This window comes from Polyangium sp. y55x31, from assembly GCF_029946505.1.
Classification (GTDB): Bacteria; Myxococcota_A; Polyangia; order Polyangiales; family Polyangiaceae; genus Polyangium.
The window spans coordinates 65,964-78,696 of the sequence record NZ_JARZHG010000018.1 but is presented as its reverse complement, the minus strand read 5'-3'; the positions used below and the strand labels follow the sequence as shown (position 1 = coordinate 78,696).

Here is a 12,733-nt window from a genome sequence, read left to right as displayed (position 1 = left end):
GCAGGACGTCGCCGCGAGGAGGGCGAGGAGGGCGGGCGCGAGGCGGGAGAATCGGGGCAGGGAAGGATTCGGCATGCGTCTTGAAAAAGGCCCGCGGCGCGCGTGACGCCGCGGGCCCTGGAGAGGGGTTCAGCGAATCTGCACGGCGTCGGCGATGACCTGATAACCGGTCGCCGTCCAGCGCGAGACGACGACCTGGTTCCAGCCAGGCGTGAAATTGTACGTGCCGAGGAGCTGCCACGCGCCTCCGCCCGTCTGCTGATTCTTGCTCACCGTGCCGAGCTTCGTGCCGTTCGCGTCGAAGATGACGAAGGGCGTCGTCGTCGACCGATCGGAGGCCGAGGTCCACCACGCGTAGACCTGCTTCGAGGCCGCCGCGGACAGGTAGAACTCGAACGTCGCGCCGTCGGAGATCGCCGCCGTGGGCGCGGCATAATACCCCGTGCCGTAATACCCGGCGACGTTCGTGGACGACGTCCAGTTCGCCGAGGGCGCCACGATACGCGCCACCGCGCTGTTGTTGTTCGCGTTGTTGCTGTCGACCGTGATGTACGAGGCGCCGCCGCCGCCGCCACCGACGCACGTGTTGATGCGGTTCATGTAATCGGCCCAGGGGAAATCGGTCCCGGGGTCGTTCGCCCGGTTCACCGGATCCGGCTGGTAATGGCCGATGATGTGCTGCCGATCGCGGATGATGTTCTGCCGCTTCACGATGTCGCACGAGAGCTTCGCCGACGCCGCGACCTGGCCCTCGGTCCACTTGTTCGCGCCGGCGTACGGATAACCGCCGTGCTCGATGCCGACCGATCGCGGATTCGTGGGCAGGCCATTCCAGCTCGCGCCGACGTGGTGCGCCGTGTTCGCCTCGTCGACGAGCGCCGAGATCTCGCTGCCGCTCTCGTTGACGACGTAATGCGCGCTCGTCTTGTACGGGTTCGTCGGATAGGGCGTCGTGAGCCAGCCCCAGCAGCCCGAATACGTGCCGGCGCAGGTGTGGACGACGAGCAGCTCGGCCTTGTATCCGTTGCGGCCCGAGGTGTAGTTCGACGACGGCGCGGGACGCCACACGGATCCGGCATAAACCGCGTTCGCGGGCCCGGGCTTGCCGATGAACTCGGGCTTCGGGAATTTCGGCGTTGCGTCGGGGTTCGCCGCGAGGATCTCGTCGATCCCGCTGTCCTCGGGCGCCGCGATGCCCTCGCGCAGGTGGCGGTAGACCTCGTCATGAACGAAATGCGCCTGCGCGTCGAGGCTCGGATGATTGAAGTACGCCGCCACCGCGGGCGCCCACGCGCCGATATCCGCGCGGTCGAAGCCGAGCTCCTCGGCGTGGGCGTCGAGCAGCGCCGCGGCGGCCCGGATGTTGGCCGCGGGCTCGGTCTGGACTTCCTCCTCGCTCAGGCCCGCGAGCGCGGCGCCCTTCGCGAGCGCCTCGCCGCGCAATGCCATCACGCCATACGCAGGCGGGACACCATCGAACTCGGAGGTATCACCGGGCACGTGATAGAGCTGCGTCTCGGCGTATCCGATCGCGACGAGCAGCGAGGCCGGGACGGCGAACTCCTTCGCCGCTGCCTCGAAATGGGGGTGATAAGGGTGCATACCAGCGGTCGGGCTGGCGGCCCCTTCACCGGGAATCAGCGTGGCGTCCCCCTCGCCGGTGCCTTCCTCGCCGCCGCAGCCGGAGAGGAGGGCGGAGGCCGAAAGCACGGGCGCAAACATCAGCAGGCAAAGCAGACGTCTCATGGCGTGAACCCTTCTTCGTTTCCAGGGTGGGATCGTGTGGGCCTTCGGGACGCGATGCCGAGGCAGGGATACGAAATGGAAGGGGTACGTTGATTGGTCGCCGGGCGCAAGCGCGAGTCACCGCTTGGCGCGACGCATCTGTCCGGAGCAATGATGACGCGGAGCGTAACGCTCGAGAATCACGTCATTCGAGCTCGTCCGATATGAACATCTGTGTGGACAGGACGACCGTCCCTTTCTGAATCTTTCCAATCATGGTGAACAGGCTCGTCTTGCCGTCGCCGTCGAGGTCACCCTCGGCCGAGACTTCGAACCCGTCCTTGCCCGGATCGGGCCCGCCGCGCTTCGGTCCTTTGTAGTTCCCGCCCACACGGTATTCGTACTGGTACCGGATCGGCTGCACGAGCGAGACCTTGAGGCAACGCCAGCCCGAGGTCTCATCGCCCTGCTCGAAATCCTGCCCCGGTTTCCCCGAAGGCAGATACGTCGTGTCCCGGGGCACGACGCTCGGCACCGGCGTCGCCGATTTGCACAGCTTGTGCGTCCCCGCCTTTGCGTCGGCCTGCTCGCGCTCGTATGCGGCCACGGCCGCGCGGGCCATCATGCCGAGCGTATGCCTGGCCTCCGCGGCTTTCGTGCGCGTCGTGTACCGCTTGACGCCGTTCACCGCGAGCGCCGCGCCGATCCCCAAGAGCTCCGCCGCGCCGTCCCCGGTCGCGGCGAGCTCGAGCCCACGATCACTCGGGAACAGCACGAGCGAGAGCATCGATCCGCCCCCGACCCGCGTGCCGGGCGCCGCGCCCGAGGTCGGATCGGCGATCAGCCGGGCGAGCGCCGGATCGAAGAAGAGCAGCGCATGCGACGCGGCCTTCTCCTTCGCGCGCGCCGTGAGGAACGCTGGATTCGTGGACAACGTATTCGTGTCTTTCCCAAACCGGCGCACGGCGTCGAGCGCGACTTTCTTGTTGCCGAGCCCGATGACGGCGAACCCCGGCCGCATTTCGATGTGGAGGAAGGAGCCGTCCCCCGGATCCCGCGTGTACGTATTCCCTCTGAGTGTGTCCTTCTTGTCCGGCTTTATGCCCACGTGGAAGCTCGAAAAGGCCTTTTTCTGCGCGTCCGCATCCTTCGTCGCGATCACCACGAGCGCCGCCATGTCCTTCGCGGGATCGTCGCTCACGTCATCGAACGAAAACGGCCGCTTCGGATCCCGGTACAATCCGATCACGACCTCGCCGCCGAGCGCCTTTTCGAAGTCCGCGAGCTCGATCCCGACGTTACCGAGCTCCCGCTGCAACAACCTCTGCGCGAGACCAGGCGATGTCGAGCGCCCGAGCACCACATCCAGAACGTCCGCCACGGTTTTGCCGGACGAACGCTGCGTCGACAAACCGATGGCAGCAAGCGCGCCTTCCGGCAGCTTCGGCATGACGACCTGCGGCGCCGCGTCGAGCACCGAGCCGAGCGCCGGGAAATCGGGCCCATATCCCGAGAATCGCAGGTCGAGCCCGAGCCCCTGCGGTTGTCCCACGAGCGCGACGAAGAGGCGCGAGCCCGGCTCGGGCGGCGATTTCGTGTCGGCCCCGAGGCCATGCAAATCGACCGCGATGAACGGATCCCCCGCGCGCTCCTTGACGAGCAGCGCCGATCCCTCGACCGAAGGCGCGCGCCCATGACCGACCTCGAACGCATCACGGAGGTTCTCTTTTTGCAGGCACCCGACGAGCGCGCGTGCCCCCTCGATCCACGCTCCGTGCATGACTTCGAGGCCCTTCGGCGAACGGACGACGAAGAGGCCCCGCTCCTTTTTCTCGGCCCCGAGCGCGCCGAGCGCCTTCGTCACGAGCGCCCCGTCGTTCATTCGGGCCGCATAACAAAACCTGTCCATCGGCTCAGGCGGACCGTCGGGCGTGGCCGGACCCGCGAACACGACGGCGCCCTCGAATGATTTGACGAGGTCCGCGACGAGCGCCGGGTCGAGCCCAAGTTTCCCCGAGAGGCCCCCCGCGAGCTCGGAGAGCAGCCCCGCCCGGAGCGCCGGATCCATCGCGGCGAGCGCCTTCTCGGGCGGCGGCACGTTTGCCACGAGCACGGCGTCGCGTGGCACGAGGCGGAGGAGCGAATCGATCTTCTGCGGCGGCTCGAGCGCGGCGTCCTTGGCCGGCGCCGCGGCGGTGGTGGTGGGCGCGGGCGGCGCGACCGCGACGTCCGTTTTCGCCCCCGCGCCGGTCTCGGGCGGCGTCTGTACGGCCGCGCCGCCGCAAGAAACGAGGGCCCAGAGACCAGCCCCGAAGAACAGCCCACGGACACGCCGCATCGCCATACGAAACTTCTCCTCTGGCCGCATGAGAGCACGAACGCCCCGAGGTCGGCAAAAGGAGAATGGTGACGACGAAGTGTCGATCTACCCCGCGAGCGCGGCCCGTACTCCGTTCTCGAAGATGCGCAGGCCGAGGCCCGCGGCCGGGAGTGTTCCCGCGTCGCGTTGCCGGATCCAGTCGGGGTGGTTCTCCGGATAAAGATACGCGTCGGGGTGCGGCATGAGCCCGAAGATGCGCCCCGTGGGATCGCAGAGCCCCGCCATGCCGCCCGGTGAGCCGTTGGGGTTGTCCGGCCAGACCTCCGTCGGCGCGCCGCTCGCGTCCGCGTAACGCACGGGCACGAGGCGCGAGGCGAGGATCTCGTCGCGGAGCGATTCGTCGAGGAAGAGCAGCTTGCCCTCGCCGTGGCGGCTCGGCATCTCGATCGTGGGGCCGATTCCGCGCGTCCACACGCAGGGGCTCGCGGGGTCGACGGCGAGCTTCACCCAGGTGTCGAAATACCCGAGCCGGTCGTTGTGCACGAGCGCCGCCTGCTGCGCAGCGAGCGGCATGCCCCGCGCGCGGCTCACGCCCGGCAGGAGGCCCAGACAAACCAGCGTCTGGAATCCATTGCAGACCCCGAGCGCAAGCCCGCCGTCGTCGACGAACCGGCAGAGCGCCTCGCCGAGCCGGAACCGGAGACGATTGGCGAACACGCGTCCGCTCTGGATGTGATCGCCGAAGGAAAAACCGCCGATGAACGCGAGGATGTGATACCCGGCGAGCGTGTCGGCCTGTCCGCCGCGCTCCAGGATCTCGCTCAGGTGGACGAGATCGACCGTCGCGCCGGCGCGTAAAAACCCGGCGGCCGTCTCGGCCTCGCAGTTGAGCCCGTAGCCCGTGAGCACGAGGACACGCACGTCGCGCGCCTCTTTCGGCGCAGATCTGGGGGTTTGGGGGCGTAGCTCGGCTTGTCCGAGCGCAGCCCCCAAGCGGTGACCGTCAGACGGCATGGGATTCCTCCTGGAAGGCGCGGCGGAGCGCGTCCGAGCCGATCTCGGCGAGCGTTTGTCCTCCCTGACGAATACGTAAATACCCGCGCCCGGACGAGCCTGGTTCGACCGTGCCGAGCCGGACGAGGGCGTGCGGCGAGAGGCGCGCTTCGAGCGCGGCCGCGTCCTCGGCCCGGGTGCTGAGCAGGATGCGCCCCGTCGATTCGCTGAAGAGCGCGATCGCCGGGGAGAGCCCCGCGCCCACGCCATCGAGCGAGACCGACAAACCGAGCTCGCTCGCCATCACCATGTGCGAGAGCGCGACCGCGAGCCCGCCGCGCGAGAGCACGTGCGCCGACCGAACGAGGCCCGCCTCGTGCGCCGCGGCGAATGCATGATACCGCGCCGCAAATCGCTTCGCGTCCGTGCGCGGGACACCCTCGAGGGCGAGCCCGAGGAGCCTGGAAAGCTCGCTCTCGCCGCACGCGTCCTCCGTCTCGCCGAGCAGATACACGACGTCGCCCGGCGCACGCGGTGAAAGCGTGAGCGCGCACCGCACATCCTTCATTTGCCCGATGACGCTGACGAGCAGGGTCGGCGGTACAGAGATCTTCACGCCGCCGAGGGTCGCGTCGTTCTTCATCGAGTCCTTGCCCGAGATGAGCGGCAGCCCGTACGCCACGCACGCCTCGTACAATCCCTCGCACGCGCGTACGAGCTGCGCGAGCTTGTGCTCGCCGTCGGGCGTGGTCGTGCTCTTGATCGGGTCGGGCCAGCAGAAGTTGTCGAGCGCGGCCATTCGATCGATCCGCGCGCCGGCGCAGAGGATGCGCCGCACGCCCTCGTCCGCGCAGGCGAGGGCCATCGCGTGCGTGTCGATGTCGCTCCAGTGCGGGTGAATCCCCTCGCCGAGCACCACGCCCTCGTCGCGCCCGTGTCGCACGCGCATGACCGTGGCCGTGGCCGGTACGTCCCGAAAAACACCGACGAAGGGTTTTACCACGGCGAGCCCCTTCACCTCGTGATCGTAATGGCGCGCGTACCGCTCACCGCTGCGGATGTTCGGCTGCGCGAGCATCGACACCACGAGGTCGCCGAGCGGCCGCGCGGCGAGCGCCTCGTCCCGGTCCGCGGCGCTCGCGAATGCCCGCGGGGGCGGGCTCCAGCGCGCCGTCCGCACGACCTTCGGCAGCCCGCCGTGCAGGAACGCGAGCGAGAGATCACAGACCTTCTCCTCGCCGTACCGCACCACGAGCTTGCCCGAATTCGTGAACGTGCCGATCTCGGTGGCCTCCACCTCGCGGCGCGCGGCGAGCGCGAGGAATGCTTCCAGTTTGTCCGGAGGCACGGCCACCGTCATGCGCTCCTGCGCCTCGCTGACGAGGATCTCCCAGGGGGCGAGGCCCGGGTATTTGAGCGGCACGCGCGCGAGGTCGATCTCCGCGCCGCCCGAGGCCTCGGCCATCTCGCCGACGCTGCTCGAAAGCCCGCCGGCGCCGTTGTCCGTGATCCCGCTATAAAGGCCCCGATCCCGCGCCTCCGCGAGCATGTCGAACATCATCTTCTGCGTGATCGGGTCGCCGATCTGCACCGCCTGGACGGGCGAGCTCTCGTTCAGCTCGACGCTGGAGAACGTGGCGCCGTGAATGCCGTCCTTGCCCACGCGCCCGCCGATCATGACGATCCGATCCCCGGGCGCCGTGAATTTTTCGTGCGTGGGCCGGCCCGCCGTCTCGACGGGCATCGCCGCGACGGTCCCGCAATACACGAGCGGTTTGCCCGTGAACCGGTCGTCGAAGAGCTCGAAGCCGCGCATGTACGGAATGCCGGACTGATTGCCGCCGTCGATGACGCCGTGGTGTACGCCGTCGCGGATGCGCCGCGGGGGCATGAGACCCTTCGGCAGCGCGCCGGTATGGTTTGGCTTGCCCAAACAATACCCCCACACGTTCGCGAGCAGGTCCGCCCCGAGCCCGCAGCCGAAGCTGTCGCGGTTGACGCCCACGATGCCGGTCATCGCGCCGCCGTACGGATCGAGCGCCGAGGGCGAGTTGTGCGTCTCGACCTTGTAGACGAGGTGGCATTCGTCCGTGAACCGCACGACGCCCGCATTGTCGCTGAAGACGGAAACCAAGAAATCGCCGCCGTCTCCGTCGATTCCCGACGACGCCCGCGCCTTGCGCACGTCCTCGGTCGCGGCGACGACGTACGTCTTGAAGACGCCGCGCTCGATGCGCCGCGTATTGCCCGCGGGGTCCGTGTACTCGATCGGCGCGTTGAAGATCTTGTGCTTGCAGTGCTCGCTCCACGTCTGCGCGATGCACTCGAGCTCGGCGTCGGTGGGCTCGCGGCCTTCTTTCTCGAAATGGTCGCGCGCCGCGTGCATCTCGGGCACCGAGAGCGCGAGGAGCCGCTCGCGCGAGAGCCGTTCGAGCGCCTCGTCGGAGAGGCCGCGCAAGGGGACGATCTCGGTCCGCGGCGCCTGGGTCGCGCCGGCGCGCGGCACGGAGAGGTCGGGCCTGCGCGGAGGCGCGTCGATGCGGATGCGCTGGATGAGCGGGTTGTGCAGGACTTCGGCCGCCGCGCGCTCGACGTCGGCCCGCGGAAGGCCCCAGACGAGGTACATCGTGCCCGTGTACACCTGGCCCGCGAGCGCGCGCCCGAGCGCGTCCTCACACGCGGTTTTCACGCTCTTGCCGACTGCGTCCGTCACGCCGGGCAAGAAGGAGACGGTCAGGATCACGGGCGGATCGCCGGGTTCGCCGTCGGGCAACGCGCCGAGGGCCGCGACCTCGATGACGGGGTCGGCGATGGCGGCGAGGACCTTTTTGGCCTCGGCCTCGGACATGTCGAGATCACAGAGGTATACCTTGCGCGTACGAATCCGCGCCGGGGAGAGGCCGAGCCAAGCCGAGAGCGTCTGCGCGGTTTTCGTGGCGAGCGCGTCCGGAACGGCCGGCCGGTTCTCGATCTCGAGCCGGTAGATGGGCATGGTGGGTGGGCTCCTCGTCCGCGCAGCCGTCTAGCACAACCTGGGGGATGTGGAAGGTTTGCGGGCGCGGCTTCGTTCGCTTCGCCGAGGCGCTCGCGCGCCGAGCGAGCGCTCGTGCTTGGAAGATTCTACGCAAAAGGGATAATCTGCGGCGAAGGAGCGCACCTCGTGCCTCGAACGATCCGGTGGGCCGCCTGTTTGCCCGTGTTCGCCTTCCCGCGTCTCGCGCGGGCGGAGGTGCTCGACAAGGTCGCGCCGCCCAGGGAGCCGCTCGTCCTCGGCTGCACGCTCATCGCGCTCGTCGTGACGGTCGCGCTCGTGCTCTCCGGCAAGAAGGCCCTACGCGCGGCGGCCTTCGTGGTCGCGCTGCTCTGGGCCGCCTATCGGATCGGAACGGATGAATGGTTCTCGGACGACGTGGGGCCGTACATCCGCGTGGAGCTCCCCGCGGAGGAAGCGCGGGTTTGGCTCGGCACGATCGTATTGGAGGGGCTCGCGCCGCTCGTGGCTGTGCTTTTGACAGCCGCCGTCACCACCAGCCGATATCGGCGACCAGATCGCCCACGCTCCCGTGCTTGACGATGGCGCGGTTCTTCTTGATCTCGTAGGCCTTCGGCGACGCGTCCACGATGTCCTGCTCGAAGTGGTGCGCTTCGAGCTTGTACTTCCCCTCGCCGTGCATCAGGCCGCCCTTGAGCTTGATGTACGTGGAGTGGAACCGCGATTCGAGGTCGACGATCTGCGTCGCCGAGATCTGCATGCCGAGTTCGAGGTGGACGGTCTTCACGGCGTGCGGATGGGACGCATCGAATGCAAGCGCGAGATGGGCCCCGACCGTGAGGAGCGCATCGATGTCGGCCTTCGTGAACGTCTCGTAGATCGTGATTTTAGCCACCGGATCTCCTCCCTGCGTTCGTTTGGAACCCAAGCATCATGACACGGGGAGACCCGGCGTGGCAACCCGCCGAGAGCGCCGAGATCAGGCCTCTCGACCCTCGGCCTTCCGCGCATCGAACCGCCGCGCGATCATCTCGAGATCGTGCCCCTTGAGCGCCGCCTCGAGCATCGGCGGCAGTGCATTCGGGGTGCACGCGAAACAAGGCACGCCGAGCTTCGCGAGCTTCTTCGCGAGCTCCGCGTCGTACATCGGCGTCCCCGAATCGTCGAGCGCGAGCAGGCACATCGCGCGCACGCCGCTCTGCACCATCTCCTCCATGCGCTTGACCATCTGCTCCTGATTGCCGCCTTCGTAAAGATCCGTCAGCAGAATGAAGAGCGTGCGGCGCGGGTTCGAGACGAGGCCCTGGCAATACCCGACCGCTCGATTGATGTCCGTCCCGCCGCCGAGCTGGATCCCGAAGATGAGGTCCACCGGATCCACGAGCCGCGGCGTCAGATCCACGACCTCCGTGTCGAACGCCACGACGTGCGTCTCGAGCGCCGGCAGGCTCGCGAGGATCGAGCCCATCACGCCGCCGTAGACGACGCTGCTCGCCATCGAACCGGATTGGTCCATCGCGACGATCACGTTCCACTCGCGCCTTCGATGCTGCCGAGCGAAAAAGAAGAAACGATCGGGGACGATCGTGCGGCGGTCCTTTTGATAGTTCTTGAGGTTTTTCCCGATCGTACGCCGCCAGTCGAGGTTCGGCAGGCTCGGAATGGGCTGGTGGCGCGAGCGGTCGAGCGCGCCGCGCACCGCGCGTTCGAGCTCGCCTTGCATTCGCTTCTTGATCTCCTCCACGACGGACCGGACAATTTCGCGCGCGGCATCCTTGGCGCGGTCCGGGATCATGTCCTTCATCGTGAGCAGCGTGCCCACGAGCTCGACGCTCGGCGTGATCTGCGCGAGTGATTCCGGCTCGAAGAGCAGCTCCTTCCAGCCCCTCTTCTGGATCGCGTCCTGCTGAATGACCGCGACGACGTCCTGCTCGAAATACTTGCGCACGTCGCCGAGCCACGCGGCGAGCTTGGGCCGGCTCGCGCCAAGTCCGGCGCTTCGCTTGCTGCTGCTGCCGCTGCCGTTTCCGGGCTCGGTCTCCTCGACGTCGTAAAGCGCGCCGAGCGCGGCGTCCATTTCCGACATCTCGCGCGTGAGGAGCCCTCCGCCGCCGCCGCCGCCGCCATTGCCTGCGCCTCCGCCGCCGCAGATCTGATCTTCCACGCGTTTGCCGAGGATGAGCCGCCAGCGCTGGTGCCGGTCGAACGTCATCGGTCCGGCGGGCGCGGGCGGCGCCGCGGGCGGATTCGGTGCAGCAGGGCTTTGGGCGGGAGCTGCCTTCTTTTTGGCCATGGCTTTTACAGGTCCAGATCCAGATCGCCGAGGTCGTCCTGGAGGGCCGCGAGCTCGGCGTCGTCCACCTTGGTCTCGATCGCCCGGAGGAGCTCTTTTTCGTTGCCGCCCCAGAGCTCCGCGAGCAGGGCCGCGATCTTTCGCGCCTCGCTCGTCTCGAACGAGCCGAACGCGCGGCGGAGCGCGACGACGGCGCGCCGGAAATCGTCGTGGTCCATCGCCTCGACGAACCCGCTCATGGCGGCCCAGAGCGAGCGGCGCGAGAGCAATGCATAACGGTTGCGCGTCGCGAGCCCCTCGAAAAAGCCCGCGCCTTCGCTCGGCGAGACGCCGGGGCAGATCCGGCGCGAGATGCGGCGGTCGAGGACGTCGTCCTGGAGAATGCCGCGTTCGAGGAGGATCGCGCTCGCGACGCCCGCGATGTGCGCCGAGGCGACGTCGTCGTCGGCAATCGCGTCGAGCACGCTGGTAAACCGATCGACGTCGAGTTTGTCGGGGAACATGAGCCCCACGCGGTGCAGGTGCCCGAGCGCGGCGCCGACGTTCCGCGAGGCCTCCTCGTTGCAACGCGAGGCCTCGGGCGCGAGGAGCGCGCCACGCAAGAAGAGCTGGGCGACGAGGGGTTCGAGCGGCGCGACGTCGATCTTGCGCACGTCCTTGTAGGCGACGAGGTGGCTCAATTCGAGGGCGGCCCCCGCCACGGCCACGAAATCCCCGTCGTCGACGGCGAGCGTCGAGACGCGGGCGAGCGCCGCCGCCGTCGCGTCCGAGAGGTCGCATTCGACGCTCCTTCGCGCGAGGTTCGCCGCGGCGTGCACGTTTTCGGCCGCGTCGAGCGCCTCGCCGATGGAGCGCGCGGCCGCGATTTCGATCGTGTCGCCCCGGAGCGCGTTCTCGACGAGCTGGATCTCGCAATCGGGCGTCCAGCGGGCGGCCCAGACTTCCTTGTACGTGCTCTGCGCCCGGTCCTCCTCGCTCGTCCTGTTTGTCGCGAATCCGATGCCGAGCACCGTGAGCCGATGCAGGAAGATGGATCGATTCCGATCCCGGTAGGCCGCGTCCTCCGATTTGGCAAAACGGTCCTGCCGGAGGTCGAGCCAATCTTTGCTCGTCGAGCCCTTGATGATCTGCTCCTTGTCCTTGAGGTAGTCCTCCAGGCGCAGATCCTTGACCCAGCGATAAAAATCGTCCTGGATCGAGGTGCGTAGCACGCCCGGAGGCACCTTGCCGAGCGCGTCGCCCACCGCGACGTCGTGAATGAAACGCGCGACGTTCATGGGTTCGCCCTGGCCGAGGCACGTCGCCGCCGCGTCTTCGAGGTCGCGTAGCGTGGGCGCGTGCGCGTCGCGCAGGGACGCCATGCCCTCGGCGAGCCGCACGGCCTCGATGACCTCCGCGCTCGATCGCACCATGCCCGCCTTGCGTAGCCGCCCCGCGACCTCGGCGAGGAATCGCGTCCCGAGCCGCGCCGTCGAGCCCTCTCGGGCCTCTTCGTAGAGCGCCTGGAAATACCCGGGCGCCTTGTTGCCCGCGCCGTATCCCGATTGCGAACTCAATCGGAAGAAACTGTACGGCATCAGCGTGCGCGTGACCGGCACAGTCGGGAGCTTTTCGATTTCCTCGTCGGTCATCGCCGGCTCTTCGGCGACGAGCACAGGCGCATGATAGGCGCCGCAGATGACGACGATCCGGTCGGGGTCGTGCCCTTCCGCGATCGTGTCGCGGATGCGCCGGCGCATGAACGCCTCGCGCACGAGCGTCTCCTCGCGCCGCCGCGGCGACTCGTATTCGAGCGCGCGGAGCTCGCGGCCGAGCTCGAAGATGCTCAGGCGATACGAATCCGGCGTCATCGAGTGCTCGAAATGGCGCTCCCACCAGGTATCGTGGTCCGGATCGCCCGAGAGCTTTGCGATCGCCTCGTAGGGATCACCGAGGTAACGCTGGGTGTCCGTCTCGGGTTTTTCCTCCGCCTCGTCGGATTCGTCGTCGTCCTCGTGCGTATGCTCCGCCGCAGCCTCGCTGCGGGCGAGGTACACCGAAGCGGCGAGGTCGATGAAGCGGGCCACGCGGTTTTTCCGGAGCGCCCAGCGGAGCGCGACCCACTCGGGCGAATAAGCGGCGAGCGGGAAAAGCACCGAGCGGACGGGCCGCTTCTGCGTGAAGGCGAGCAGCGCGACCGGGGGGACCGTGCGTTTGTCGAGGAGGTGCGCGATCTCGTCGGTCGCGTCGCTCGGGCCCTCGACGAGCACGGCCGTGGGATCGACCTCGTCGAGGAATCGCTCGACGTGCCAGGCCCCCATCGGCGAGAGGTGGCGCACGCCGAAGATACGCGCGAGCGGACCCGTGGTGGGCGGGGTTTTTCCCGGCACCACGGTGCTTGCCCCGAGGTTTGCCTTCCTCGCCGCCATGG

General features: G+C 68.1%; 8 protein-coding genes. 1 reads left to right on the top strand and 7 read right to left on the bottom strand.

From position 1 onward, the window contains the following. Positions 1-129: 129 nt before the first annotated feature. The 4 genes from QHF84_RS27925 to QHF84_RS27910 form a co-directional block, all read right to left on the bottom strand. Positions 130-1,746, bottom strand: coding sequence for an N-acetylmuramoyl-L-alanine amidase (locus tag QHF84_RS27925; protein ID WP_281316494.1), 1,617 nt, complete (start codon positions 1,744-1,746; stop codon positions 130-132). Positions 1,747-1,930: 184 nt separating this feature from the next. Then, a complete protein-coding gene (locus tag QHF84_RS27920) occupies positions 1,931-4,069 on the bottom strand; it encodes a hypothetical protein (RefSeq protein ID WP_281316493.1) in 2,139 nt (712 codons plus the stop codon). Between the two features lie 81 nt (positions 4,070-4,150). Continuing rightward, a complete protein-coding gene (locus tag QHF84_RS27915) occupies positions 4,151-5,059 on the bottom strand; it encodes a phosphoribosylformylglycinamidine synthase subunit PurQ (protein WP_281316492.1) in 909 nt (302 codons plus the stop codon). Next, positions 5,049-8,030, bottom strand: a complete 2,982-nt coding sequence (locus QHF84_RS27910) for an AIR synthase-related protein (RefSeq protein ID WP_281316491.1) — start codon at positions 8,028-8,030, stop codon at positions 5,049-5,051. The genes QHF84_RS27915 and QHF84_RS27910 overlap by 11 nt, the downstream gene beginning before the upstream one ends. Before the next feature lie 168 nt (positions 8,031-8,198). On the opposite strand from QHF84_RS27910, the gene QHF84_RS27905 reads away from it, so the two are divergent. Beyond that, positions 8,199-8,609, top strand: a complete 411-nt coding sequence (locus QHF84_RS27905) for a hypothetical protein (protein ID WP_281316490.1) — start codon at positions 8,199-8,201, stop codon at positions 8,607-8,609. Here QHF84_RS27905 and QHF84_RS27900 read toward each other — a convergent pair. The 3 genes from QHF84_RS27900 to QHF84_RS27890 form a co-directional block, all read right to left on the bottom strand. Continuing rightward, a complete protein-coding gene (locus tag QHF84_RS27900; RefSeq protein ID WP_281316489.1) occupies positions 8,560-8,925 on the bottom strand; it encodes a hypothetical protein in 366 nt (121 codons plus the stop codon). The two genes, QHF84_RS27905 and QHF84_RS27900, sit on opposite strands and share 50 nt — an antisense overlap. Before the next feature lie 84 nt (positions 8,926-9,009). Next, the gene (locus QHF84_RS27895; RefSeq protein WP_281316488.1) at positions 9,010-10,323 is read right to left on the bottom strand and encodes a VWA domain-containing protein; all 1,314 of its coding nucleotides are present in this window, start codon (positions 10,321-10,323) and stop codon (positions 9,010-9,012) included. Between the two features lie 5 nt (positions 10,324-10,328). Beyond that, positions 10,329-12,731, bottom strand: coding sequence for a DUF5682 family protein (locus QHF84_RS27890; RefSeq protein ID WP_281316487.1), 2,403 nt, complete (start codon positions 12,729-12,731; stop codon positions 10,329-10,331). Between the last annotated feature and the right edge of the window lie 2 nt (positions 12,732-12,733).